Here is a 26,990-nt window from a genome sequence, read left to right as displayed (position 1 = left end):
GTGAATTAAATTGTTTTATAGTTTCATTTTATAAACATCCTGAATGACAAAGCAGGTGAGTTTTCCAATAAAATTATACGGACAATCGCTGCTAGCTGTTGGTTGATTAGTTTCTAATTCATCAATAGATTTAAAATATATCAATTTGGTTTGCTGCTATTTAAAAAGGGGATATAAATATTTCATTTTAAATTATTGGCGAGTACAATTGCATTTTCACTAATGAAAATGAATAAGACTTTGAAAACTACAAAAAACATCAAGAAATATTATAATTTTTTAGTTTGATCTATTTGCTTGTATAATTATTGTAAATATTGCAATTGTAATTAATTATTATTTTGTCTTTTTAGAATAATGTTTTTTAATATATTTACTTATATCAAATTTTCATTAAATACATACATATGAGAAAAACTTACAAATTCTCGGCTGTATTGGCCCTGTTCTTCCTCTCTGTGGGATGGACATTTGCTCAATACACAGTTACGGGTACCGTAATTGACAGTCGGACAGGAGAACCCTTGATTGGGGCAAACATTTTGGTTAAGAATACCACTACAGGGTCTGTAGCTGACCTTGATGGCAAATTTACTTTGAACATCAGCAGCAATAATGAAGCAGTACTGGTAATTTCTTCATTGGGTTATCTAAGTCAGAACATTACAGTAAGTCCTTCCTACACTAACCTTCAAGTTCCATTGAAAGAAGATGCCACTAATTTGGAGGAAGTAGTAATTACAGGTTTAGCATCTTCAGTAAAAAGATCCAATCTAGCAAATGCAGTGTCATCTGTATCTTCAAAAGAGCTAACCGGTACGACAACCAATCAAACCACAGATGGTGCATTGTATGGTAAGATTGCAGGTGCGACTATAAGATCTAATGGTGGTGCTCCGGGAGGAGGGCTTTCTATCCAGTTGAGAGGTATTTCCAGTTTGACAGGAGCGTCTCAACCGTTGATCATTCTAGATGGGGTATATATCAATAACTCATTCCAAAGAACTGGCCGAGCGGCAGTCACCGGTGCAGGTGGTGCCAATCAGGATGATGGATCCAATAGACTTGCTGATCTTAATCCGGCTGATATAGAAAGTATAGAAGTATTGAAGGGACCATCAGCAGCAGCCATTTATGGAACTAGGGCAAATGCAGGGGTAATTATAATCACAACAAAAAGAGGTTCTGAAGGAAAAACTAAAGTTTCATTATCCCAAGACATTGGGTTTGCGAAGCCTCTAAGACTATTAGGTGTAGATGATTGGAGCGAAGAGAAAATCAATTTCTTTTGGCCTGAAACCAATAATAGAAGAGCTATAGAACTGGAAAGATTTAGGCAAGGAGACAAAATTGATTATGAAGACTATTTTTACAACAATACTGCTTTACTCAGTAATACAAGACTAACTGTCACTGGAGGAAGTGATAAAACAAAATTCTTTGTGTCAGGAAATATAACATCAGAGGATGGTACAGTCAAAAATACAGGTTTTGATAGGTATTCAATCAGAGCAAATATAGATCACAAAATAACCAATAGCATAAGGTTAGGTGTATCTTCCAACTATATAAAATCGCAAACAGATAGAGGTTTTACAGGAAATCAGAATAATTCTGGTGCTAGTATTGGTTATAGTATAGCATATGTGCCAAACTACTTTGATTTACGTCCTGTTAATGGTATTTATCCTAACAACCCCTATTTCGCTGAAAATCCGGTTGCATTGACTGATAATGCAGTAAATACTTCAGAAGTGAATCGATTTGTTCAAGCGTTTAATTTAGATATTGATTTACTAAAAACAAGCAAAAGCTTTTTGAAGGCAAATGTAGCTGGAGGGCTTGACTTCCTTCAAAATTCTACAATGGTCTATTTACCTGAATTTTTACAATCACAGGCAGCATCTGCTAATCCTGGCGATTTATTGCTAGGGAAGCAAGAAAGTTTCAACACTAACTTTCAGGCTGCTCTAATTTATAATTGGAATTTGGGGAGTGTGAACATGAATTCTCAGGGGGGATTAGTGAGACTAGATTTCAACAATAGTGCTTTATTTAATAGAGGAAGAGGTTTAGTACCTGGCCAGAGAAACCTCAGACAAGCTAATGTTCAAGAAATTAATGAACATTTTGTCAGTGAAATCCAAGAAGCTGGTGTTTTCTTACAACAGGAAGCAAACTGGGATGACAAAATAATCGGAACAGTAGGGATTAGATGGGATAAATCTACTCTTAATGGAGATGCAAATAAATTTTATGCATTCCCGCGAGCATCATTAGCAGTAAATGTAGCCAATTTTGATTTCTTCAATTCAAGTGTAATCAGTCAATTGAAACCAAGAATTGCTTATGGAGAGACTGCTGGTCCAGTAGCATTTGGGAGTATTTACACACCTTTGACAGGAGCAAATATAGGAGGACTTCTTGGTTCTGTTGTTTCTACGCAATTTGGAAATGAAGGGATTTTTCCTGAGACAGCCACAGAACTTGAGTTTGGGGTTGATGCTAGTTTTTTTAATAATAGGTTAGCAATTGAGGCTACATATTACAACAAAAACACACAAAATAATATCCAAAATCTAAATTTATCACCTTCTGCAGGTGTAAATACAACACCAAGTAACGAGGCTGAATTACAGAACAAAGGTTTTGAACTTGGAATTTCTGGTACAGTGGTTGACAATACTTCATTTAGATGGTTTTCAAGAGTTCTATATTGGCAAAATAGAGTTTTATTAACTAGGTTAGGTATTCCTACATATACTGCAGGAGCTTTTGGTTCTGGTTTGGGTACTTTTCTATACGCTGAAGGTTATTCTCCTACTACTATCGTAGGGACTCCTGCTGATCCTAGTGTTCCAGGAGGATTTACTTTATGGGGCGATGCCCAACCAAAGTTCAATATGTCTTTTTATAACACATTTAGTATCCGAAAAAATCTAGAAGTTTCATTTCTTGTGGACTGGAGAAAAGGTGGGGATAATATCAATTTGACATCTTTTCTTTCAGATGGAGGAGGGACAACAAATGGATGGTTTAATGACGATAATGGAGATGGTATACCAAATGGAAGACAGAGGCCACCAGCACCATTTAATAATGCTGCAAGGTGGATTCAAGATGCTTCATTTGTAAAAGTTAGAGAAATAGGTGTTTACTATACATTACCAAAAGCATCTGTAGCCAATACTTTTGGTGGATCCGTTGAGAATATAAGATTAGGAGTATCAGCTAATAACGTATTCTTATTTACCAATTACGAGGGATACGATCCTGAGACATCTACGTTTGGAGCTCAGTCAGTTGCAAACAATGTAGATATTGCACCTTATCCTACACCTAGAAGAATTTTCTTCCATGTGACTCTTGATTTTTAATCATAAAATTGAAGAAATATGAAAAAATTAGATTTATATAAAACCCTCGCAATACTTATAGGCTTAAGTATTTTGGGATGTAATCCTTTGAAACTAGATGAGATTGATGATCCAAATAATCCATCAGTATCGAGTGTTTCAAATAATGCAACAAAACCTCAAATACAGTTTGTTTTGACAGGATTAGAGTCAAGGCATAGAGGCTACGTTACCAATGTATCTCAAGCATGGAATACCTTTGGTAGAGAAATTTGGTATTTAAATGGTTCTGATCCAAGATTTCAGACAGATTGGCTAGGTCAAAATGGTAGAGTTCCTGATAGGTCTTACTTTGGCTTTGGAAATACTGGTGGTGGTTCTTTTGCGGCGCCATATCAAGCCATTAATCAGGCTAATGTTCTTATTTCTGCTGCAACAAATGCAAGTGTTTTGAGTGATGCGGAGAGAAGATCAGTTATAGGTTTTGCCAAAATGATACAAGGATACCAATTTATGATTCCTGCTAACTTTGTTTATAACAATGGAATTAGAATTGATGTGGCGGATCCTTTAAACCCAGGACCTTTTGTACCATATGATCAAGCAATGGATCATGTGAAAAGTTTGTTAGATGCTGCGGAGAGTGATCTGATGGCAGCTGGAAACGGTAACTTCCCATTTAGCTTGACACCAGGTTTTGCCCAATTCAATACTATTCCAAGATTAAGACAAGTCAATAAGGCTATTTTAGCTAGAGCGAATGCTTATAGAAAGGATTGGCAAGGAGTATTGACAGCACTTAATGAATCATTTATGGATCTGAATGGAGGTTTAAATGCTGGTCCGGCTCACCCATACCTAGGTCCTCCTGATGCTTTCAACCCTTTGTTTTACATTCCAAATGCTGCTACAAACACAATTGTTGTTGTACACCCGTCAGTATTGGAAGATGCTACGCCTAATGATAGTCGATTAGCAAAATTCTTCCAAAGAAATAATCCTGTGACTGTTTCTACAGATGCTGGAACATTGACGGGAACACATCAAGATGCAAGGTGGGCAAATAATACTACACCAATTCCTTTCATTAAAAATGAAGAACTTATTCTATTGAAAGCAGAGGCACATGCGAATTTGGATCAATTTGCTGATGCAGTGGCTGCAATTAATATTATTAGACAAGCCGCAGGTATAGGAGTATATTCAGGCGCTTCTACTAGAACTGCTTTGATAGATGAAATTTTGTACCAAAGAAGGTATTCTTTATGGGCAGAACCTTGGGGACATCGTTGGATTGATGCAAGAAGATATGATAAATTAAGCGAGATCCCAACATCTTTTGATAGTGGGACAATATTTACTCAATTCCCTCATCCTCAAGCTGAATTGAGCTGGGATCAATATGTTGGAAATTGATTTGACAATGAAAGAGGGAGCAAATGCTCCCTCTTAATTTTTCTCTTTTATCAATTTATACAGATATTAACCTTCCCACTTTTGCAAAATGCCACTTTTCAGGGATTCATTAGCCATTGCCACTGCGATTGCTGTATTCCCACCATTTATCACGTTTGAATATGGTTCAATAGACTTCTCGATAGACTTATAGAAATCTTCCAAAGCATAGAAAGTACCATCTTTCAAATGTTCTGTTACCAATTTGATCCCTGATTTATTATCAGACCATTCAAGTTTTGTCGCACCCGATACACCATCTACTTCTTGAAGTTCTTTCATATGATCTGGTTCTGGATAAAAATAACCATCATTGGTCAGCAATGATATTGTTCCTTTACTTCCCTTTATTTTGAAAATATACCCTTCATATTGGTTGCTACATGTTGCACCATAGTTACCTATGATGCCTTCATTGTCATATCTCGCTACTACTTGTACATTGTCAAATGTCTCTCTGCCATCTTTGAAGTTATCTATACCTCCAGTACCATAGATTGTACTTGGAACTGTATCGAAAGCCCAATGAATAAAATCCATTTGATGGGAGAGAAGTTCGGCAACAAGACCTCCTGAAAATTCATCATACATTCTCCAATTCACTTGCCTTTCCAATTCCGGACTAGGAACATGTCTTCTCCAATTGTGATTTCTATCCCATCTTGCTTCAACTTGAGTAACTTTACCGAGATATCCTGATTGAATGTAATCTTTGACTTTGAAATAAAGCGGAGAATAGCGGTATTGATGGCCGACTTGGATAGTTTGCTTTGGGAATTGCCTATGTAATTCCATCAAAGCTCTAGCTTCATCCGCTGTATGAGTCATTGCCTTTTCCAAATAAATATGCTTACCAGCTTCCAAGGCTGTCTTGGCATGTTCAAAGTGCATAGATAGTGGTGTTGCTATGATTATAATATCAACAAGCTTTGAAGCTGCCATTTGCTTATGGTCCTTGAAAACTTTGACATCCGGACTTAATCTAGTTTTTCGGGCATTTTGGATCCTAAAATCCAGAGTTTCGCAAATTGCAGTCAATTTAAATTTATCGGGCATTTGCTCTAATACACTATGTATTCCTGAACCACGATCTCCATAGCCCAAAATACCTACATTGTATTGACGATCCAAATGATGATGTATAGAAAAAGCAGGTATTGATGCACCAATTCCCACAACAGCGCCTGCTTTAATAAAATCTCTTCTTTTCAATGGTTATCCTTTTAGGTTTAAGTAGATCAAGATAAAACGTATATCCTCTTTTTCCAAAATCCTATTTGTGAACGGTATATTTTTAATTTAGTATTTGCAAAAAAGGATTCCTTCTTCTACACCTCTAATTTCCGCAAGCCCCTTTAATCTTCCAATAGCAGAATATCCTGGATTGGTCGTCTTTCTGAGATCATCTAACATTTGATGTCCATGGTCAGGACGCATTGGAATAGATTTTTGTAGTTTTTGCTGTACTTCTATCAATTCTGCAATCACGCGTACCATCGGCACATCACCTTCCAAATGATTGTCTTCATGGAAATTTCCATTTTCATCCCGTTTTGTGCTTCTAAGGTGTATGAAATGTATTCTCTCGCCAAACTCCTTGACCATTTCTGGAAGATTATTTTCAGCAATAACACCATAAGAGCCAGTACAAAATGTAATTCCATTGTATGGACTTGGATTTTCAGAAATCAATCTTCTGACATCTTTGGATGTACTCATTACCCTTGGCAATCCAAAAATATTGAAAGGTGGATCATCAGGATGGATCGCAAGATAAACTTTGTTTTGTTCGGCTATTGGTACAATCTCCGATAAAAACAACCTCAAATTTTCTTCCAATTCTTTACGCCCAATACCATTGTAGGTGTCTAATGCTGCCTGAAATTGCTCTAAGGTATAACCTTCCTCAGAACCAGGAAGTCCTTTGATGACATTGGTAATGATGAGTTCTTTTTCATTTTCATTCAACCCTTCCAAGTATGCAGCTGCAAGCTTAATTTCTCCCTCAGAATAATCCTTCTCTGCATTTGGTCTTTTCAAAATAAAAACATCAAATGCCACCATAGCATCCTTTTCAAACCTCAATGCTTTTGCTTTGTTTGGAAGTTCGTAAGCTAGGTTAGTTCTTGTCCAATCCAATATGGGCATAAAGTTATAGCACACTATGGAAACTCCTTCAGCAGCTAAATTCTCTATACTTTTCTTGTAATTTTCTATATATGTTTTATAATCACCCGAGCGTGTTTTGATTTGTTCATGAACAGGGATTGATTCTACCACCGACCAAACCAAACCTGCTGCTTCAACCTCTTTTTTCCTTTTGCTAATTTCTTCTCTGGTCCAAACTTTGCCATTTGGAATATGATGAAGTGCTGTCACGATACCAGTAGCACCAGCTTGACGTATATCTTGCAGACTTACTGGATCTTTTGGACCATACCACCGCATGGTTTGTTCCATTTTAAATATTGATTGATTCATGTATTCTTATTAAAACTGTCAGTTCAAAGTTTAATTTTACAAAATATTGATAGATTAGGAGTCGTGTTTAGGTTTTTTATGTGCAATCGTTTCCGAAAATTTAATCATATTTGAAACTCCTTGAACCATTATAAACCCTAAAATTTAGCCATGGCTGAAATTACCATTAAATATTTGGCAGAAAAACTCAATCTAGCACCTTCTACCGTATCACGCGCATTGAATGATAGTCATGAAATTAGCTCTGGTACAAAAGAAAAGGTGATGGCTTTGGCTAAGGAGCTAAACTTTCAACCTAATCCTTATGCAAGGAGTTTGAGAGAGCAAAAAAGCAAAACTATAGGGGTGATTATTCCAGAAAGAATCAATAATTTTTTTAGCCAAGTGATAGATGGGATGGAAGCTGTGACAAAAGCACACGGGTACCACTTGTTGGTCTATAATTCCAATGAAGATATTGAACAAGAAAAGACTATTCTTTCCCTTTTGGTTGGAGGAAGGGTAGATGCCATTGTAATGTCAATTTCAGGTCAAAACCAGAAAGGAGAGCATTTGAAGGTTTTGAAAAACAGGGCCATACCAATTGTATTTTTTGACAGAATCCCTTACGATTTCCCAACTACAAAACTTATTACAAATGATTATCAAGCTGGATATGAAGGAACGGTCCACTTAATCAACAAAGGTTGTAAAAAGATCATTTTCTTGGTTTTGTCTAAAGAGGTATCGATTGGAAAAGAAAGGATGCGAGGATATTTGGATGCTTTGAAAAGCCATAACTTGCCGTTTAATGAAAGTTGGATCGTTGCATGTGGACACTCGGAAATTGAAAATATTGCCCATTTGGAAAAAGTTTTTTACAAAATAGACCGTCCAGATGGAGTTTTGGCGTCTGTAGAGAAACTTGCTTTGGCCACATATAGAGCACTAGCAAAAACTAATATCAAAATGCCAGAGCAAGTGAAAATGGTAAGTTTTTCGAATATGAAAATTGCGGATTTGCTTTGTCCGCCACTATCTACTATATCACAGCCAGCGATAGAAATAGGGGTAGAATGTGCGAATCTATTGATGAAGAAGCTGACAAAAAAAGATCAACCAGATCTTGAAGACAAGATTGTCACTATTCCGTCAGTTTTTACAGAAAGGGAGAGTTCAAAGTAAATCTTTATTGAAGCCTAGCAATATATATTTAAAGTAGTAATCTAAATATTTGTGTATAAACAATTGAAAATGTGATTTATATATATTAATTTTTAAAAAAAAAGACCTTGAAAATCGAATAATTTGATTTTCAAGGTCTTTTGAATGATAGTTAGTTTAAAATTATATCTTTGGTTCCCAACCTTTTTCGTATTCGCGTGACCAGAGTTCCATTCCTTTTCTATTATAGATATGGCCATTTGCTGGGTTGCAATCGAAGTTCTCACCAATTCTAGAAGAAATATTTGCCAAATGGCATAACAAACTGCTTTTGGCTCCTTCGTCAATGGGTGATCGTTGATTTCCTTTACCTCTGATGGCATCGAAGAAATTGACCACATGGTGTGTGCTCATATCTCCGCCACCACCTAGACCTGTGCTTCCTTCTGTTCCAGATGATTTCACTTCTTTGATCAACTTTCCACTTACATCAAAAAGACGGTAAAGCTCTCTGTCAACAAATACAGAACCGTTGGTACCAAAGATTACTGTACCTCGGCCGCCACCATACATGTTGTAGTTATTTCTGCTTTTTCCATCCCAGACAATGGTTTTGTTTTCGTCAAACTTGAAAGTGGCCAGCATGGTATCATACATTTCCCAGCCATCTTCTGGAAAATGATATTTACCAGAATCAACAGCCACATGATTTGGGAAATCAACTTTCAATGCCCATCTAGCTACATCAAGTTCGTGAGTGGCGTTATTACCTGTCTCGGCTGTACCAAAATCCCAACCATACCAATGCCAGTTATAATCCCAAGTATTATGCATGTACTCTTTTCTTGGTGAAGGGCCTTGATACAAATCCCAATCCAAACCTTCCGGTGGACTTGCAGGACTTGGGTTTGGAACTTTTCCTCTACCATTATTATAAAAAGCAGTAGCCATATATGGAGTCCCTATCGTGCCGTCATGAATAGCTTTGATGATCTCAATAGTATGGTCAGACGATCGCTGTTGGTTGCCCATTTGAACCACCTTTCCATATTTTTTCTGATATTCTACGAGCAATTCACCTTCTCTTGGATTGTGGCTACATGGTTTTTCTACATAGACATTTTTTCCTGCTTCCAAAGCCAACCAAGTGCCAGGCGCATGCCAATGGTCAGGAGTTGCATTGATGACAGCATCTACACTTTTATCCTCAATTACTTTAAAAAAACTGTTTTCTAACTTGGGTGAATAGTCCAGTTTCTTTGTAAATATGGCAGCAGCATTTTCTCTTTGTGATTTCATCACATCGCATAAATATCCTACGGTCACGTTGTTTTTTCCATCTGTCAATGGAGGAATAAACGCTTCCAATCTTCTTCCCAATCCAATTACAGCAACATTTATCCGATCATTTGCTCCAAGTATATTTCCATAGCTTTTGGCTGAGAAACCTAAAGAACCAAGAGATGATAATCCGGCCGAAAGGAGGGTTGTCTTCTTGATGAAATCTCTTCGAGATGATGATTTATTATTCATAGTTCAAGGGTTTATTTTAGGGTTTTGATTTTGATATTTTTGAAACTAACTTCGTCACCATGATCTTGTAATAAGATTCTTCCTTCAGCTGCCTCACCAAAATTCTCCCAAATATTGTACTTGCTTTTTTGCACCAATTCTCTAAACTCCTCAGATCCTCTTACATATTCTAATACCTTGACTCCATTTATAAAATGCTGAACTTTGTTGTCAGGATGTACGACTACTCTTCCCTGATTCCATTCACCTGGCTTGCGAACAAATCTAGCTTGTTTTTCAGCTGTTTTGAGGTCATATAAGGATGCAAGTGTTCTATTTCCATCACGTCCATTATTTGCATCAGGATGTCTTTCATCATCCAAAATCTGATATTCCAATCCAATAGCAGATCCTTTGTTCCCTTCAGATAGCGTAACAAAATATTTGACCCCACTATTTGCACCTTCTGAGATTTTAAAATCAAATGCGAGATCAAATGCACTGAACATTTCTTTGGTTACAATATCCCCAAAATTTGTTGACTCAGATCCGTCTGCTCCTTGTATTGTCAGAACGCCATCATTGATATGCCAACCTTCTTCCGGAAAAGTTTCTTTGTAGGCACCAACCCATCCTTCTGAACTTTCACCATCAAACAGCAATTTCCAGCCATTCTTTTTTTCTAAATCTGTCAATTTATTATACCCAGTGTTGACCACAAAAACATCACCTTCAAACGGCGTTGGCTCCAAGTCTTCAGTTTGGATCCTTACATTTCTGAAATATGTCTTTTCTCCCACATGCGCTTCATCATAGATTGCATGAACCTGCAATCCAACAAAACCACTTTGATCCATATCATCCACCACATAGGCTACCTCTTGGCCATTGATCCAAGATTTGATTTCATTTCCGATTGCCTCAATTCTATAGGTATTCCATTCACCCATTTTGAAAGCAGATTTTGCGTTTGGATTAAGGTCCAAAGGATACAACCAGCCTCTTCTTGCTTCGTCATATAGTCCTCCTGACCAAGCCCTGTCGGTAGGGTCAGATTCTATTTGATAACCATATACCATACCTTCACCTTCTCTTGCAGACTGATTGAACTGACCACGTACCATTACACCTGAGTTGGAAGATGGATGATTGATCTTAATATCAACTTCCATGATATAGTCACCAAAAGTCTCTTCTGTAATAAGAAATGTATTCGGGGTATTATATACAGCTGTCCCGATGATTACTCCATCATTTACTTCAAATGGAGCTGCTCCCATTACTGTTTTCCATCCGTCCAAAGTCTCACCATCAAAAAGGTTTTTCCATTTCCCATCTGTTTGTTCTGTATTTTCAGATTTGCAGGAAATTAATCCCAAAGCCAGTGTAAATAAAAGCGCTACTGTTTTCAATTTTTTCATTTTATTTTGAGTTCTGATTTTTTTCAAGGTTAAATATTGAGAAATATGCTGTAAAAACAGACTTGAAAAGCTTTAATTTACGAAATCGTTTGCGAGAAATGTAGTGTAAAAGTACTTTTTAAAATCGCAATGAAATCGTTTGCGTACTTTTTGTTCGGTTGATTTGTCTCTTTTTGGTATAATCTTCAAATTGCTACCATTATATATAAACAAAAAGCGAATTATGAATAAACCGACTCAATCCCTCAAGGGAAAAGTTGCAGTAGTTACAGGTGGTGGTGGGGTACTTTGTGGTGTATTAGCAAAAGCTTTGGCTAGCGAAGGGGCGATGATTGCTATTTTGGATTTGAACTTAGAAAAAGCAGAAGAGGTCGCAGAATCATTAAGAAATGAAGGAGCAAATGCTATTGGTGTAAAAGCCAATGTTCTCCAAAAAGAAAGTCTTTTGGCAGCGCATTCAGAAGTGAATGAAAAATTAGGGACATGTGATATATTGATCAATGGAGCAGGAGGGAACCATCCAATGGGAACCACTGCCAAACCTTTTTTGGAAGAAGGAGATTTGGATCAAGAAGATCTGAAGACCTTTTTTGATTTGGATCCTGAAGGGATCAAGTTCGTTTTTGATCTGAATTTTATTGGATCACTCTTGCCTACTCAGGTTTTTGCAAGGGATATGGTTGGCAAACCGGGTTGCTCAGTCATCAATGTATCCTCTATGAATGCATTTACGCCTTTGACCAAGATCCCAGCATATAGTGGAGCAAAAGCAGCGATTTCCAATTTTACACAATGGCTAGCGGTTCATTTTTCAAAAATGGGGATCAGGGTAAATGCTTTGGCGCCTGGTTTTTTCCTGACAGAGCAAAATCGAACGTTGTTAACCAATGAAGATGGGACTTTGACTGCTAGGGGAAATCAAGTCATAGACCATACACCATTGGGAAGATTTGGCAAACCTGAAGACTTAAATACCACACTGCTTTGGCTAGTGGGAGAAGGTTCATCGTTTGTGACAGGAATAGTAGTTCCTATCGACGGTGGGTTTAGTGCCTATAGTGGCGTATAAAATTGAAATAATTTAGGGTTTATATTTTCAGACAGCTCCTACTAATTTAGAAGGAGCTATTTTTTTTATACTCGTCTATGATCTGATTGCCAATTTTTTATAAGCTTTTTGATTTCCTTTGCCCTTAGATCTTTTTCAAGCGTATTGTTTATCAATGGAACCAATTCTTCATCTGAGGCAAATCTCAGTGCTATAATTTGGGATAATCTTAATTTATCCTCTAAAATGCGAAGGGATTTACCTGTTAATTCGAAATATCTTTGACGCATCTCCATTCTGATAATTCTATCTTGGTTTTTTAAAGCATAAATTCTTGCTAATAACGGTAAGATAAGGAGTATCAATGCTACAAGAAAATGAAACAAGGCTATCCCAAAAAAGTCCGAATTAAATGATTGAATTAACCTTACAATTGACCAAATAAATAATGTAAGGGTCAGCGGTGTGATTATGAAATGATGTAAAGGATAAAAGCGTGTATGATTTTTGAAATTTTGCATTTGTTTGGTGAATTCAAAAGTAAAAGTATAGATTCATGATAAAACCTGTTTGTGAATGTAAATGTTTTATTCATTAGAATTTAATTAATATGATTATCCGCAATCATGCCACTAATCAATTAAACGATTGTTTTTTGGCAAACTGATACTAATAGATATTGGATATTTATTGATATTGGTTCGAAATCACAGGTTAATTCAATTATTTAGATTCTACTGGTATGAAAACGGATATACATATTAATTAAAATCTCGTGCTGAATACTTTAGCTTTTGAGATTTCAAAATGTTAACTCCAGAACAAGGTCATCCATTACAAATCCATTTCCAATATCTATCACTTCTTTTTTGATCTCCTTGAATCCGATATATAGATAGAATTCAATGGCCTGCTTGTTGAATCGGTTTACATTGAGGTAGATTGATTTAAAGCCGTTTTGGTCTGCGATTTTTTTGACTTCGTTTAATAGTTTTTTTCCAATTCCTTTTCCTTGAGTATTGGGAAGGATGTAAATTTTATGGATTTTTACGCTATTGCTACCTTCACAATTCAACTCATAACTGCAAAATCCCAACGTTTCTTCACCCTCTCTGGCAAGTAAGAAATTATGTTTTCTGATTTTCATTTGAGATTTTAACTCTTGTAAATCATACATTTGATCCAACATATATTCGATTTGAACTGGAGTCAATATATTACTGAAAGTGTTGGGCCAGGTAGCGTAGGCTATTTTTTGAACCTCAACCAATTGATTTTCTGAGGCAGGGTGGATTTCTATCATAGTTCAATTTTAGCTCAAAAGAAATACATTTTAAAATTGATCGAATTTAAATATCTAAATTTAATTTTCAATATGTGATTATCTTCATAGATAGAAGTAGTAAGATTGCGCTTATGAAATCTCGTGGATAATTGAGTATTTTCCAAAAAATGAAAAAATGCATATAAATAAAAAGATAAAATTACAGCTGTTCAATTCTGAGTTTGAGTTTCAGGCATCTCGGAGTAGTGGACCTGGAGGGCAGAATGTGAACAAAGTGAATTCCAAAATTCAAATGTTTTTTGATGTCAATGCTTCACAGGTGTTGTCAGAGGAGGAAAAAGAAATACTTTTTGCAAAATGGTCATCTAAGTTAGATGCAACAGGGAAAATAATGTTCCAAAGTCAGGAGAAACGCTCTCAAATCCAGAATAAGGAAATTGCCATTAGGAAATTTTATGATTCATTGCATAAGGCATTTGAAAAAAAGAAAGTTCGTAAAGCCACCAAACCGAGTAAAGGAGCAGTAGAAAGTAGGCTGAAAGCAAAGAAAGTAAATTCTGAAAAGAAGAAAAATAGGAGTGGAGATTGGAATTAACCTACTCTACTAAATTCATTTTTTTTGTTTCTAGATAAATCTATACTATTTTTCATACCTCATATTAGAATTCATTCAGAAAAAAGCCCAATGAAAGTATTGATTATTGAAGACGAGACTAATTTAGCAACTGACATTCAGAGCTATTTTGCAGACTCTCTGATAGTCTGTGAGATTGCGAGTAATATAAGGGATGCTTCAGAAAGAATATCCTTATACAATTATGATTGTATTTTATTGGATTTGGGATTGCCTGATGGTTCTGGTTTTGAAATTCTCCATGAATTAAAAACACTCAAAAAAACAGATAGTGTCATTATTATTTCTGCGAAAAACTCTTTGGATGACAAGCTTAAGGGATTAGAGATTGGGGCTGATGATTACCTGACTAAGCCTTTTCATATGGCTGAACTTGCGATGAGAATGATGGCAGTGACGAGAAGGAAGTTATTTGATGGCAAAAATGTAGTCGAAGCAGGGGGGATAGAACTGAATCTGGTACACAACACAGTGAAGTACCAAGAAGAATTTGTAGAGTTAACTCCAAGAGAGTTTCGACTACTTAGATTTTTTCTTTCATCGCAATCAAAAGTACTTTCAAAAACTGCCATTGCTGATCATTTACTTGGAGATCAAGTTGATTTTGTGGACAGTGACAAGCTTGTCTATGCACATATCAAAAATCTTAAGAAGAAATTGCAGCAAGTCAACTGCCCAGATTATGTAAAAACAATATATGGTATTGGTTATAAATTCAGTTTGGAATAAAGGATATTAAAAGATGAAACTTTTAGACAAGTCTTTCAAACCATTTGCTTTCATGACTATCATTCTGGTTTTGATAAGCATTCCTCTGTTTTATTTTGTAGTTGTATATATTTACACAGTCGATGCAGATCAATCTCTAAAAAATAACAAATTACGGATTGAGGATCAGCTAAACCATCTTTATCCACAATCAAAAACGGCAGTTCTTCGAATTAGACTCCTGAATGAGTTGGACATTGGTTATAAGATTATTTCAATGGATACTTTTCCTGCTGAAAGAGGAGATCGTTTTTATACAGCAGAGAGATTTGACCAATATTCAAACAGTATAAGGCCATACAGGTATTTGGAAACAGTTATTGATATTTTTGACAATGAATATCTATTGAAAGCAGAAGTTGATATGGAAGAATATTTTGATGTGATTCCATATACTACCGCAGTTGCGGGATTGTTCTTCTTTTTCATTTTGGTAGGATACTATTTCATAAATAGATTTATAGCTGGTAGGGTTTGGCAGCCATTTTACAAAACACTAGATAGGTTATCAAGATTACAAATTCATAAAGGGGATGCACTTGTTCCTGTAGATACAGATATAGAAGAATTTCAACAAATGAATGAAAACTTGCTTTTTTTCACCAATAGAAGTCAATCTGCTTACAATCAACAAAAGGAATTTACCGAAAATGCTTCCCATGAACTGCAAACTCCACTTGCTGTATTGCAGGCAAAATCAGACCTTCTGATGCAATCGGACTTGTCAGAAGCACAATATGCACTTCTAGACCAAATCAACCTTACAATTGGCAGAATGAATAGATTGAATAAAAATCTTCTACTACTGACCAAGATAGAGAATAAGCAATTTATACCAAACGAAAGAATCAATTTGTCAGATACCATTAAGGAAACTATTGATTTGTATATGGTAAGCTTCAAGGAAAGAAATCTTGAAGTGGTAGATCAAGTAACACCAAATATAACGATACAAGGAAATCGAGCACTTATTGAAACCCTTATTAATAGCTTATTGACAAATTCTATTTCCCATAATATTGATGGAGGCTCGGTGATTATTTTATTGAATGAAAAAAACTTGATCATCAAAAACACAGGAATTTCCAATGATTTGGGTGAAGATAAGATTTTCAAAAGATTCAACAAGGGTGCAAAAAATACAGATGGGAGCGGCTTGGGATTGGCTATCTGTGAGGAAATTTGCAACATGCATCAAATGAAAATCACTTATAGGTATTTTGATCAGCTACACTCATTTAGAATATCCAATATTGTCAAAATCAGTTAAAGGTAAACTTACTTTTGAAATAATTATTTTATTCAGAATAAAATCAGTCATTTTTTAGCTAGAGAAGCACATTCTAAATTTATTCTAATTTGATTCCGATCTTTAGCCATCAATCAAGTGAAATAGAATTCACCCTATGGTAAAAAATCTACTCCTAATTTCATTTCTCTGCTTCGTAGCCATTCAGAATGTATGTGCACAACAATATACTATAAAAGGAAAGGTTACCGATTCCAAAACCAAAGAAAGTCTTCCATATGTCACCATTATGGCAGGTCAGAATGTCTATACTTTGGCAGATGAGGATGGAAACTATGAATTGAAAATCAATAATACAGCTGCAAGAAATATTGTCTTGACCATCAGACTGGTAGGTAAAAGAACAGAAAAAGTAGAATTAGATCTTAATCCCAACCAAAACTTGATTACCAGAGATTTTGTACTTCAAGACAATGATAACTACCTCTCGGAAGTAGTGGTCTCGGCTGAAAGAGATGAAGACAATGTATCAGTATCAGCGTTCAAAATTGGCAAAGACGTAATAGATCAATCACAAGCAAACAGTTTGGCTGAGCTTCTACAGTTGATCCCAGGTCAAGAAATTAGAAATCCAGATTTGCAGAGTTCACAGGCTATCAATTTTAGATCTGCAAATACTGGACAATCCTCTTTGAATAATTCATTTGGTATAGCAATCGTCATGAATGACAATCAGATGAATAACAATGCAAACATGCAAGCCAGAAATCCTACACAAGGTTCTGGTTTTGGCCCATTGGGTGGAGGTTCTGGATTTCGAAGTTCAAACTTTGGTCAAGGAGAAAACCCAGCAGGTGGGTTTGACTTGAGACAAATATCAGTAGGTAACATTGAAACTGTAGAGGTCATTCAGGGGGTAGCTTCTGCGAAGTATGGAGATATGTCAAATGGTGCTATCATTATTGAAACTTCCGCTGGTCAAGCTCCACTTAATTTTTCTTTAAGACAAGCAAGAGCTGATCAGACTTTTGATTTATCCAAAGGGTTTCAACTTTCTGAAAGACACTCAATTTTCGTGGATATGAATTTTTTGAACAGTCGTCCCGACATGAGAGATGCGGTAAAATCTTTTAGGAGAATTGGAGGAGGTGTTATGTGGAGTGCATTTATTGGATCAGGAAAATTGATAAAAAATACTTTAGATTTAAAATATAATACAACGCTAGATGATTTCAGAATAGATCCGGATTTTGGAAGTGAACGAATAGTATTGTATGAAAGAAAGGCTCAAGTGGTTTCAAATAGAACTTATTTCAATCTGAAAACACCAGTCTTCGACAGCTTTAAGTCTGTTTTTTCTTATAATGGCGGATTCGATTATGCTTTTGTCGAACAAGCTGTCAACCCTGGGGTTCTTCCTGTTACAGGATTTTTAGGTGAAGGATTAAACGAAGGTACATTTCATCCATCAACATATAGAGCCACTAGGGAAATAGAGGGTAAACCAGTAAATATTTCTGCAAGATTGGATTTTTCAAAAAATTTGATGTCGGGAAATATTGAACATAGTATAGATTATGGATTGACATACAGTTTTAATGGGAATTTTGGTAATGGTAGAGTTTTTGATCCTTTGAGACCTATCAGGACTACTGATGTCGTTTCAGAATTTTCAAATGAAAGACCTCTCAGTTTTAGGGAAACTAATCCATTTTTAGAGCAATTTGGAATTTATGTTCAGGATCAAATAAAAGGAGAACTTTTTAAAAAGAACTACAACTTGAATTTAGGTTTAAGGGTAGATAATCAGATTAATAATTGGAGTTTTTCACCCAGAATCAATACACGATACAAACTCAATGATAAACTTACCATAACTGGAGCTTATGGGCTGTCTTTTAAGGCTCCTGGACTAATCCATTTGTTTCCAGGTCCACAATTCCAAGATATTTCCCTTATCAATTTTTTCAATGGGCAAGAAATTGAATCTTTGAATTTAATGTACACTTATCAAAGACCAAATGACGCCTCACAAGTAAAACCGATGAAAGTGTCCCAGCAAGAGATTGGAACTTATTACCAAAGTGGAATCTTCAATTTTAGCTTCACTGCATTTTTAAAGCAAAATAGGAATGGGTTTACAGTAAATAACAATAGAGTTGGTTTAGAGATTCCTGAGTATGAAATAATTGAAGTTAGGGAAAATCAACGACCTATATACCAACCTACTGGTGAAACTAGAATAGTTCCTGTAACAGAAAGAAGGGTTGGAAACGGTAATTTTGATAGGAGTTATGGTTTTGAATTTACTGCTTCAACTAAAAAAATCGAGGCAATAAACACCTCTTTCAGTTTGAATTTGTCTTATTATGATAGTTATTTTTTCGACAATAATTTGATTCCACTTAGAAGAGGCAATCTTCAGCCTGGGGATCAATTCTGGTTTGCCACTTATCAAGGAGCTAAATCACAATCAGGAAATTCCAATGGGCTATTTACAATTAATCATCATATATCACAATTGGGTTTGGTGATGGCACTGAGAGGTCAAGTGTTTATCTATAATTACCAAAGAAGCTTTGCTCAAACCGATAGAGCTGTTGGTTATTATGATAGCCAAATGAATTATTTTGAAATTCCTGAGAATGAAAGGAATGATCCTATTTATGATGTATTAGATAGGTCAGCGCAAGCAGGACGATATTTCCAAAGACCTGATTTTGTATACTTCAATGCACATTTTAACTTAAGTAAAAACCTAGGCAAAGGAATCAGATTTTCATTCTTTGCCAATAACTTTCTCAATATCAGGCCAGAACTCTTAGATGAAAATTCTGGAACATTCCTTAGTCTACTGAATCAAGACCCATATTTTGGGTTGGAATTAAAATTTACATATTAACCAAATTAATGATTATGAAAAATACAATACTTAAAGTGCTTTTTGTAGGGATGGTCGCATTTTCATGCTCTGAGCGTGATGATACACCAAGAGTAGAACCTACTGATGTCACAATTCAAGTGACTTACAATGATGATTTTGACCAGAAATCGGCTTCTGGAACCAATGTGGTAATAAGAAATACAACTTCTCAGCAGACATTTGAAGGACAAACATCATCTGATGGATCTATTTTGTTCGAGGCTGTACCTAGTGGTATATATGATATTACAGCAAGTATAACTATGGATTCAGATGAGTTTTTTGCTTTTGCAGGGTATTTATCTGAGGGAGATGAAGTAGTATTTAATGCAAATCAGACAGGTGTACCAATTAATTCAGGTGCTTCATCTTTTACTTTGGAGCTGGTATCTGGAAGATTGGGAAATCTTGTGTTTAAGCAAATATATATTGCTGGATCCGATAGGGTTGATGGAGCACAATTCAGAGATCAGTTTATTGAAATCCATAATAACTCTACGGAAGTTCAGTATATGGATGGATTGTACATAATGGGTGTAGTTTCAAAATTGAATAATTCAATAACGGAATTCACCCAAGCGGACGGCCAATGGGATTGGACCAAATCTGTAGGAATGAATGCAACAGGCGATCCAAATAATGATTACGTCTATTCTAAATGGCTCTACCAATTTCCAGGATCAGGAAATCAATATCCTGTAGAGCCTGGAAAGAGTATTATTTTGGCATCAACTGCTATCAACCACAAAACACCATTTGAGGGTAATGATGGCAATACCGTTTCTGTTAATAATCCAGAGCTTACAGTTGATCTAAGCAATGCTGATTTTGAAGTTTATCTTGGAAATGATGTGGATAGGCCATTGCCTTCAGATGTTGACAATACATCTGTACCTAATATGATCAATCACTTCTGGCAAGGAACAGATTTAATTATGGATAATAGAGGTAGAGAAGCCATTGTGCTTTTTGCAACAGAAGATGATATCTCTACATTCCCAAGATATGCGACGCCTAATTCTCAAAACATTACCAACAATACTGTAATGAGATATCAAATCCCTAAATCTCTTATTATAGATGGTGTGGAAGGTCAAGAATCACCAACCAACCAAGTTCCAAAAATGTTGCCTACTGATATTGATGCTGGTTTCTTTTATGTACCAGGTGGTGCTTGGTCCTCTGAAGCAGGAATTAGAATGACAGCCAATACATTTGGAGATAGAAAAGTATTAAAGGATTCCAATAATTCAGAAAATGATTTGATTGGAAAAAAAGCAAATCCTCGCGGCTACGCAGATTAAATATTGGTTTGACTTGGAGGTGGGTTGAAAAGCCCCCTCCAATATTTGAAAATCTATACCACTGAGTAAGTTCCTTAGAATGAAAAAAGCATTATTCATACTTATCACCTTCATCTTTATCCATACTTCTTTTTCACAAAAAATTGAGTGGAATGAAAAGTTTATGCTGAAAAGTACTCAGAATTACTTGAATAACTTTGTAACACAACCAATTAGATCAACCATTATTGAAGAAGAGTTTGGTTTTAGTGGTTTGTACTTTGAAACCAAAGAAGGTGAATTTCATACAGTACAAATACCCGAGTTCGAAAGAAACTATGGCTTTTTTAGCTATGGAAACAGAAAAGTCAAAGGCTGGTTAATAGAAGGTCAGTTTCGATATCAAAATCAAAAACAAGATAGCGTTGGGTGGAAACAAACTAGAGATGTAAATGAGTCACCTTTTTACTATGCAAATATAAGAAAAGGTAATTGGAGGAATGAACGCTTTAGCTCTTTTGTCAATGCTAGTAAATATTTCCTTGAAGAAAAACTCGGAGTAGGTATAGGAGTAGATTACAGATTAGAAACTCATAGCAGAGGCAATGACCCTAGGCCACTTATCAATTTTTACCAAATAAATCCAAAATTACAATTTGCGTATAAATTGACTGACAATCACCAAGTAGCAATAGGAGGAAATTATCTAAAAGCGATAGAAAGAGGAAATGTATCTAACTTTAATCAAAGTAATGATAGTTTTGGCCGAACTGAGTATAACATATATACTTATATGGGAGGAGCATCATTTAACCTAATTAGAAGAAATGGTTACGAGTCTATTGATGGTGGATATGGTTTCAGTGGAGGATATTATTACATCGGTGAGAAGTTACTAGTCAGCAATGAATTTGATTATTCAATAAACAATAAAAAGTTTTATCGAAGAGGAATAGAAGGATCGGACAGAATCTTTGAAAATATTGGTGATTTTGATACAGAAATTATCAAAAATAAAATTTTCGTAGAACATCAAGACTCAAGAAAATTAATTCAAGCATTTGCAGATGTAAGTATAAGCCAAGGAACAGATTTTAATTATCTACTTGCTGGAAACAATTACCAACAAGATGATTTGAAAGCTAGACTGAACTTACTTTACTCATTTAAAAATCTTAACAATCTTAGCATTTTTGGAGAAGTGGGATATTTCCAACATTCTCAAAGAGATTTCAATGCTAGCCATGCATTTGAAATTACAAATGTCAGTTATAGTCTAGGCTTGCAAAAACCAACAAAAATTTCAGATAAACTTACTTTATATCCTCAGCTTAGTATCGCTCAAAGACTGAATCTTGATCAAAGTATAAATATCCTTAGTAGCCAAATAAATTTAGTCAGCACTAGCGTTCTAATCCCCAATATAGATTTTCTAAGCGCTGATTATTTTAATGTGAATGCGGAATTTGGAGCAAGGATTAAGTTCAAAAAATTTGATCTCAACCCAGTGGTATTTGCTGATTTCAATAATTTCACTGCTGCGGGAGAATTCAATTCTGCCTATTTTGAATCCCGCGGAAGTCAAAGAAACACACTTGGATTTAGTATCAACTTTATCCATTAAGAATATAACCCAAAAAAGCTTTTGTAATAATGAATAAGCGTATCTCCATAATATTTTCCAGTTTGATTCTGTTAGTTAGTGTTGCTTGGATTCAAGTTCAGCATCATTATACTTCGGATGAATTAAGAAAAATCTACTCACAGCCTTCAGATCAATGGCCTAAGCCAAATGTTTCGGAAGGTGTGGAATGGAAGGAAATAGGGTTGATGCCTGAAAATCCATACAAAAACGTAGATTCTCTTAAACCAATAATCGAATTGGGGAAAGTCTTGTTTTTTGACCCTAGACTTTCTTCCTCCAATCAGATAAGCTGTGCATCGTGTCACGATCCTGAATTGGGCTGGAGCAATGGTCGGTCGCAATCAGTAGGACATGATCATCAGCTTGGGAAAAGGAATTCTCCTGGATTGAATAATATTTGGCAAACTGAACCTCTTTTTTGGGATGGAAGAGCTGCCAATCTGGAAGAACAAGCCTTGATGCCCGTTGAAGATCCTTTTGAAATGCATCAAAAGATAAATTTCTTACCTACCAAACTTTCAAAAATAGAAGGATATAAAAAGTATTTTGAAGAAGCTTTTGGTGACGAGACTATTACAAGTGAGCGCTTGTCCTCAGCAATTGCTTATTTTCAACGCTCATTAGTAAGCAGAAACAGCGATTTTGATAATTTCTTGAGAGGAAGGGAAGATGCCATGTCAGATGAAGCACTTCAAGGAATGCATTTGTTTAGAACAAAAGCAAGATGTATCAATTGCCACAACGGACCTTTTTTCACCGACAACAAATTTCATAATCTAGGACTTCATTTTTACGGAGGTAGATTTGAAGATTTGGGAAGGTTTGATTTTACACAAGATCCAGAAGATATTGGCAAATTCAAGACGCCTTCTTTGAGGGATGTAATGTACACAGGACCTTGGATGCACAATGGCTTTTTCAATGATATCATGGGAATCTTGCAGATGTATGACAATGGCATGGCTAGACCCAAACCAAGACCTGGTATGGAAGACGACCCTAATTTCCCTGAAACTTCCGAATTGTTAATTAAATTAGAGCTTACAATTGAGGAGAAAGAACAAATTATCGCATTTCTTCATTCGATCTCCGCACCTAACTTTAGGATGACAAGGCCAGAATTGCCTAAGTAAAATTGAATTTATCTCCTTACACCTAGAATAGTAAAAGGTAGCATAAAAATGTTCTTTACTATTGAGAAAGATAAATCCACCGCAAATCCCAATAATCTAAATGGGAGTAGGATTAGCCAAACTATTGGGTATAAAAACAAAGCCAGTATTGCGATTGGCCAACATAAAAGAAACAGGATGCACCAAAGTAGGAAACTGATCATAATATTATTTTAAATTCTTTGGTTCAAAAAAAGTACCAGCATAAAAAAAGGCTCTATTTTAACTGATAGAGCCTTTTTGCATTTATAACTGTCTCAATTCCGAACAATCCTTTTAGCGTTTCGGACAATGTTTAAAATTGAAGCTGTCAATAATGAATATTGAATTTATTGGTTCTCCCACATTTTTAATCCACCGTCAAAAGCCATATGATTGTTTCCCAATCTGCATTTAGGTGGTAATTTGGTGAGGTGTTTGGAGTTTCCTCCACCAAGGACTATGTCGTCGGGAATAAAAGCAATCGTGAATCTTCTTACTACTGCATTCACATGCTTTGTCCATTTTCCGACTCCAAGACCTTTAAAGCCTTTTTTGCCAAGATAATCTTCAAAAACCCCCTTTTTATATGACAAATGCGCCAATTCCATTGGGACTACATGTCCATGGCTTACGATGGCAGATCCCAAACCAGTTCCCAATCCAAGAAAAAGCATCACTCCAGATTCATAAGAACCTAAGGCTTGCATGGCAGCATCATTCATGATTTTGATTGGTTTCCCCAAAGCTGACTCGTAGTCAAAACCAACCCATCCATGACCTAGGTTTTTTGGCTCTGAGGTGATTTTGCCTTCTTTGATAACACCTGGAAAACCTATAGATATCACATCATAATCCCAATCTTCTGTATTTTTCAATACTTCATTGACCATGTTTTGAGGTGTCATAAAACTGCCGGATGGAATTTTACGTCTTTCTTCACCATTATTAACTCTAACCTTAATGTTAGTTCCACCTATATCAATAACAAGTATTTTCAAACCCTTTTCTTTTAGTTTTAAAAACTCCAATTTAAAGCATATTTTATGATGAACAAAGGATAGTTTGGTTTGGGATTCAAATTTTTGGGAAAATTACAATAAAGCCAGAGGCAAGGGGCGTAGGCCTGCATTCTTTATTTGTCGTATTTAAGAAATCAGGGCTACGCCCCTCAAGGCAATATGTGTATTTTATAATTTCTACGAAGATTTTAGGGCTATCCCCCATTGGATATTTGTGATTTAAATTTGCTCTATGAAAGTGGCGTAGATATATTCGATAATTTCCTGTCTTTTAAAAAGAGAAAACCAAGGCGTTTTATATGCAATCTGTGATAAAGTGTAAGTCAAATTCTGAATGAAAAATTGTAAATCAATTTATGGGGGCAGAGCCAACTGCTCTTCGTAGCAAATGAATGAATTAGACCAGAGGAAAGGGGCGTAGCCCTGCATTCTTTATTAGTTGTATTTAAGAAATCAGGGCTACGCCCCTCAAGGGAATATGTGCATTTTATAGTTTCTACGAAGATTTTAGGGCTATGCCCCATAGTAGATTTGTGATTTAAATTTGTTCTATGAAAATGGCAGATATAAGTTCAATAACTTCCTGTCTTTTTAAAAGAGAAAACCAAGGTGTTTTATTTGGAATCTGTGATAAAGTGTAAGCCATAATCTGAATGAAAAATTGTAAATCAATATATGGGGGCAGAGCCCACTGCTCTTCGTAGCAAATGAATGAATAAGACCACAGGCAAGGGGCGTAGCCCTGCATTCTTTATTTGTCGTATTTAAGAAATCAGGGCAACGCCCCTCAAGGGAATATGTGCATTTTATAATTTCTACGAAGATTTTAGGGCTATGTCCCATAGTAGATTTTTGATTTAAATTTTCTCTATGAAGGTGGCGTAGATATTTTCGATAATTCCCTGTCTTTTTAAAAGAGAAAACTAAGGTGTTTTATATGCAATCTGTGATTTTGTTTATCAACTATAAAAATTTCAGAAAAAAAAGTCACCCCAAAATGAAGTGACCTTTTCAAAAAAGATGCCCTAGTTAATTATTTTTTTCTTACTTCCATCTCAGTTTTGGAAACATGTTTTTGTCCATACATATCTATTGCTTCCACTTCTACAGTATGCTTTCCTACTGGCAGGTTATTTGGAATATTGGCTCTCCAAAGATGCATACTTTTCTGTGGTAGTGAAGGTCTTCTTCCATCAAGGAGTTCCTCAGAAATATCCCATTGTAACAAATCAACGAGATACTTTGGGTCGTAATCTTCCAGGTAATTCATTTTGGTCCACTTCCCATCGTTGATTCGGTAATTTACTTCATTGCCTTCCGTCCCCATGAAGAAATTGGCGTAAATGCCAGAGGTTGTTCTTTTTCCTTGCTCAATTACTTTTGGGGTGAATACTTCAATTTGATATTCAGATGATTTACCTGCTACTTGGTATCTTGTTTTGTATTGATTTCCATCAATATCCAAGAAAACGTATCCCTTTGGTGTACCATCTCTCATGGTGGAAACTGGATACCCTTTTTCATCCAAAATACCTTTGTACCAATCTCCAGAAGGCGTTCCTACATTGTAGTGGTGATGTGGTTTTTCTTGTTTCCAGCCATCATCTTTTCCAAAGAAATCCTGTCTTTGGTAATGGGTATGGGCTGAAAAGGACAATGTATTTGGATAATCAGCTAGCAATTCGAATAGTTTTTCCCTATCGGCATCCCTAAAAGAATCACCTTCTTCAAACAAAGGAATATGCATAGCCAAAATGATCAATTTGTCTTTTGGAACCAGTTTCAGGTCATTCTCAATAAATGTGAGTTGATCTTCTCGGAATCCACCCCAATAACCAACTCCATCTCTAGGATCAGGATAAAGTATATTTTCCAGCAAAATCACATGAACGTCAGCATAATTGAAAGAAGATGTAGCTGGACCAAAATGTGCTTCAAATGTCTCGTCAGTCAATTTATCACTATCCACATCATAGTTTTGATCATGATTTCCCATGATATTGTACCATGGAATACCAATTTTTGCCATTACTTCGGAATATGCGGGAAACAAGCTTAAGTCATCGCCGACCAAATCTCCCAAAGAAATCCCAAACTCAACATCTTCTATTCCTTTGACATGCTCTACCACAGCTTTTTCGAAATAACCAACTTCCTCCAGATTGTATGGCTGTGGGTCACCGAAAACCAAACTGGTAAATTTTTTATTTTCTGTAGCTTTTTGAAGACCAAAATCTATGGATTTTGGTAAAGGTTCAGTTGGCGCTGAACCTTTGTATTTGAGCTCCGGAGAACCTGTAGGTTTATGGATGTAATAGTGTTTTGGGAAATTATATTCATTCAATGGCAAAGAATAACCTGATGGCTTGATTACAAAAATCAACTCTCCGTCATTTACTTCTAAGCTGTATTCACCCTTTTCATTTGTAGCAACTACATCTGTACCATTTGAAACACCCACACCTGAGATTCCTTTTTCATTTCGGTCTTTTTTGCCATTGCCATTCAGGTCTTCATAAATGATTCCCTTTGCCATTTGTTGGGCGGAAATATTGCCAACAAACAGGGTTATAATAATACTACTGATGATTTTTTTCATCTATTTATAGTTTGA

The 26,990-nt window shown here is 35.8% G+C and carries 19 protein-coding genes; 11 read left to right on the top strand and 8 right to left on the bottom strand.

The genetic code is table 11. The features are described 5' to 3' along the window. The first annotated feature begins 407 nt into the window (after positions 1 to 407). Together MM213_RS10150 and MM213_RS10145 are read left to right on the top strand one after the other, a co-directional pair. Positions 408 to 3,377, top strand: coding sequence for a SusC/RagA family TonB-linked outer membrane protein (locus MM213_RS10150; protein ID WP_241411948.1), 2,970 nt, complete (start codon positions 408 to 410; stop codon positions 3,375 to 3,377). An 18-nt stretch (positions 3,378 to 3,395) separates the two neighbouring features. Beyond that, on the top strand, positions 3,396 to 4,772 hold the full coding sequence (locus tag MM213_RS10145; RefSeq protein ID WP_241411946.1) for a RagB/SusD family nutrient uptake outer membrane protein: 1,377 nt from the start codon (positions 3,396 to 3,398) through the stop codon (positions 4,770 to 4,772). A gap of 66 nt (positions 4,773 to 4,838) precedes the next feature. Here the strand turns inward: MM213_RS10145 and MM213_RS10140 are convergent, their stop codons facing one another. Beyond that, positions 4,839 to 6,023, bottom strand: a complete 1,185-nt coding sequence (locus MM213_RS10140; RefSeq protein WP_241411944.1) for a Gfo/Idh/MocA family protein — start codon at positions 6,021 to 6,023, stop codon at positions 4,839 to 4,841. Positions 6,024 to 6,110: 87 nt separating this feature from the next. Continuing rightward, a complete protein-coding gene (uxuA, locus tag MM213_RS10135) occupies positions 6,111 to 7,292 on the bottom strand; it encodes a mannonate dehydratase (protein ID WP_241411942.1) in 1,182 nt (393 codons plus the stop codon). Positions 7,293 to 7,442: 150 nt separating this feature from the next. On the opposite strand from uxuA, the gene MM213_RS10130 reads away from it, so the two are divergent. Then, entirely contained in the window at positions 7,443 to 8,456 is a 1,014-nt protein-coding gene (locus tag MM213_RS10130; RefSeq protein ID WP_241411940.1) for a LacI family DNA-binding transcriptional regulator, read from the top strand. A 162-nt stretch (positions 8,457 to 8,618) separates the two neighbouring features. Here MM213_RS10130 and MM213_RS10125 read toward each other — a convergent pair whose 3' ends face one another. Both MM213_RS10125 and MM213_RS10120 read right to left on the bottom strand, forming a co-directional pair. Further along, positions 8,619 to 9,968, bottom strand: a complete 1,350-nt coding sequence (locus MM213_RS10125) for a Gfo/Idh/MocA family protein (RefSeq protein ID WP_241411938.1) — start codon at positions 9,966 to 9,968, stop codon at positions 8,619 to 8,621. 11 nt (positions 9,969 to 9,979) lie between these two features. Continuing rightward, on the bottom strand, positions 9,980 to 11,368 hold the full coding sequence (locus MM213_RS10120) for a 3-keto-disaccharide hydrolase (RefSeq protein WP_241411936.1): 1,389 nt from the start codon (positions 11,366 to 11,368) through the stop codon (positions 9,980 to 9,982). Between the two features lie 223 nt (positions 11,369 to 11,591). Here MM213_RS10120 and MM213_RS10115 point away from each other — a divergent pair, with 223 nt between their 5' ends. Next, on the top strand, positions 11,592 to 12,437 hold the full coding sequence (locus MM213_RS10115; RefSeq protein WP_241411934.1) for an SDR family oxidoreductase: 846 nt from the start codon (positions 11,592 to 11,594) through the stop codon (positions 12,435 to 12,437). A 65-nt stretch (positions 12,438 to 12,502) separates the two neighbouring features. Here the strand turns inward: MM213_RS10115 and MM213_RS10110 are convergent, their stop codons facing one another. Both MM213_RS10110 and MM213_RS10105 read right to left on the bottom strand, forming a co-directional pair. After that, entirely contained in the window at positions 12,503 to 12,937 is a 435-nt protein-coding gene (locus MM213_RS10110) for a DUF6526 family protein (RefSeq protein WP_241411932.1), read from the bottom strand. A gap of 281 nt (positions 12,938 to 13,218) precedes the next feature. After that, complete coding sequence (locus tag MM213_RS10105) at positions 13,219 to 13,719, bottom strand: GNAT family N-acetyltransferase (RefSeq protein WP_241411930.1); 501 nt, start codon at positions 13,717 to 13,719, stop codon at positions 13,219 to 13,221. A 157-nt stretch (positions 13,720 to 13,876) separates the two neighbouring features. Here MM213_RS10105 and arfB point away from each other — a divergent pair, with 157 nt between their 5' ends. From arfB to MM213_RS10070, 7 genes are all read left to right on the top strand, one after another. After that, entirely contained in the window at positions 13,877 to 14,296 is a 420-nt protein-coding gene (gene arfB, locus MM213_RS10100; protein ID WP_241411929.1) for an alternative ribosome rescue aminoacyl-tRNA hydrolase ArfB, read from the top strand. A 90-nt stretch (positions 14,297 to 14,386) separates the two neighbouring features. Continuing rightward, positions 14,387 to 15,064, top strand: coding sequence for a response regulator transcription factor (locus tag MM213_RS10095; protein WP_241411927.1), 678 nt, complete (start codon positions 14,387 to 14,389; stop codon positions 15,062 to 15,064). A 13-nt stretch (positions 15,065 to 15,077) separates the two neighbouring features. Further along, complete coding sequence (locus tag MM213_RS10090) at positions 15,078 to 16,373, top strand: sensor histidine kinase (protein WP_241411925.1); 1,296 nt, start codon at positions 15,078 to 15,080, stop codon at positions 16,371 to 16,373. A 136-nt stretch (positions 16,374 to 16,509) separates the two neighbouring features. Beyond that, positions 16,510 to 19,254, top strand: coding sequence for a TonB-dependent receptor (locus MM213_RS10085; protein ID WP_241411923.1), 2,745 nt, complete (start codon positions 16,510 to 16,512; stop codon positions 19,252 to 19,254). 14 nt (positions 19,255 to 19,268) lie between these two features. Next, entirely contained in the window at positions 19,269 to 20,579 is a 1,311-nt protein-coding gene (locus MM213_RS10080) for a DUF4876 domain-containing protein (protein ID WP_241411921.1), read from the top strand. A gap of 79 nt (positions 20,580 to 20,658) precedes the next feature. Further along, on the top strand, positions 20,659 to 22,182 hold the full coding sequence (locus MM213_RS10075; protein ID WP_241411919.1) for a DUF6850 family outer membrane beta-barrel protein: 1,524 nt from the start codon (positions 20,659 to 20,661) through the stop codon (positions 22,180 to 22,182). A gap of 29 nt (positions 22,183 to 22,211) precedes the next feature. Further along, positions 22,212 to 23,336 (top strand): cytochrome-c peroxidase, encoded by a 1,125-nt coding sequence (locus tag MM213_RS10070; RefSeq protein WP_241411917.1) that lies wholly within the window; start codon positions 22,212 to 22,214, stop codon positions 23,334 to 23,336. Positions 23,337 to 23,704: 368 nt separating this feature from the next. Here MM213_RS10070 and MM213_RS10065 read toward each other — a convergent pair whose 3' ends face one another. Continuing rightward, positions 23,705 to 24,355, bottom strand: coding sequence for an ROK family protein (locus MM213_RS10065; protein WP_241411915.1), 651 nt, complete (start codon positions 24,353 to 24,355; stop codon positions 23,705 to 23,707). Positions 24,356 to 25,409: 1,054 nt separating this feature from the next. Further along, positions 25,410 to 26,975: a calcineurin-like phosphoesterase C-terminal domain-containing protein gene (locus tag MM213_RS10060; protein ID WP_241411913.1), complete on the bottom strand. Its 1,566-nt coding sequence runs from the start codon at positions 26,973 to 26,975 to the stop codon at positions 25,410 to 25,412. Positions 26,976 to 26,990: the final 15 nt, after the last annotated feature.

The organism is Belliella alkalica (assembly GCF_022549785.1).
GTDB lineage: Bacteria > Bacteroidota > Bacteroidia > Cytophagales > Cyclobacteriaceae > Belliella > Belliella alkalica.
The sequence above is the reverse complement of the archived record's forward strand: the minus strand, read 5'-3'. Positions and strand labels throughout refer to the sequence as shown.

Bases quoted from the DNA above. Each gene is read 5' to 3' on its own strand.
- MM213_RS10090 (WP_241411925.1), top strand. From the start codon at position 15,078: ATGAAACTTTTAGACAAGTCTTTCAAACCATTTGCTTTCATGACTATC.
- MM213_RS10120 (WP_241411936.1), bottom strand. From the start codon at position 11,368: ATGAAAAAATTGAAAACAGTAGCGCTTTTATTTACACTGGCTTTGGGA.
- MM213_RS10085 (WP_241411923.1), top strand. From the start codon at position 16,510: ATGGTAAAAAATCTACTCCTAATTTCATTTCTCTGCTTCGTAGCCATT.
- arfB (WP_241411929.1), top strand. From the start codon at position 13,877: ATGCATATAAATAAAAAGATAAAATTACAGCTGTTCAATTCTGAGTTT.
- MM213_RS10110 (WP_241411932.1), bottom strand. From the start codon at position 12,937: ATGCAAAATTTCAAAAATCATACACGCTTTTATCCTTTACATCATTTC.
- MM213_RS10105 (WP_241411930.1), bottom strand. From the start codon at position 13,719: ATGATAGAAATCCACCCTGCCTCAGAAAATCAATTGGTTGAGGTTCAA.
- MM213_RS10145 (WP_241411946.1), top strand. From the start codon at position 3,396: ATGAAAAAATTAGATTTATATAAAACCCTCGCAATACTTATAGGCTTA.
- MM213_RS10075 (WP_241411919.1), top strand. From the start codon at position 20,659: ATGAAAAAAGCATTATTCATACTTATCACCTTCATCTTTATCCATACT.
- MM213_RS10070 (WP_241411917.1), top strand. From the start codon at position 22,212: ATGAATAAGCGTATCTCCATAATATTTTCCAGTTTGATTCTGTTAGTT.
- MM213_RS10060 (WP_241411913.1), bottom strand. From the start codon at position 26,975: ATGAAAAAAATCATCAGTAGTATTATTATAACCCTGTTTGTTGGCAAT.
- MM213_RS10130 (WP_241411940.1), top strand. From the start codon at position 7,443: ATGGCTGAAATTACCATTAAATATTTGGCAGAAAAACTCAATCTAGCA.
- MM213_RS10080 (WP_241411921.1), top strand. From the start codon at position 19,269: ATGAAAAATACAATACTTAAAGTGCTTTTTGTAGGGATGGTCGCATTT.
- MM213_RS10115 (WP_241411934.1), top strand. From the start codon at position 11,592: ATGAATAAACCGACTCAATCCCTCAAGGGAAAAGTTGCAGTAGTTACA.
- MM213_RS10125 (WP_241411938.1), bottom strand. From the start codon at position 9,968: ATGAATAATAAATCATCATCTCGAAGAGATTTCATCAAGAAGACAACC.
- uxuA (WP_241411942.1), bottom strand. From the start codon at position 7,292: ATGAATCAATCAATATTTAAAATGGAACAAACCATGCGGTGGTATGGT.
- MM213_RS10095 (WP_241411927.1), top strand. From the start codon at position 14,387: ATGAAAGTATTGATTATTGAAGACGAGACTAATTTAGCAACTGACATT.
- MM213_RS10150 (WP_241411948.1), top strand. From the start codon at position 408: ATGAGAAAAACTTACAAATTCTCGGCTGTATTGGCCCTGTTCTTCCTC.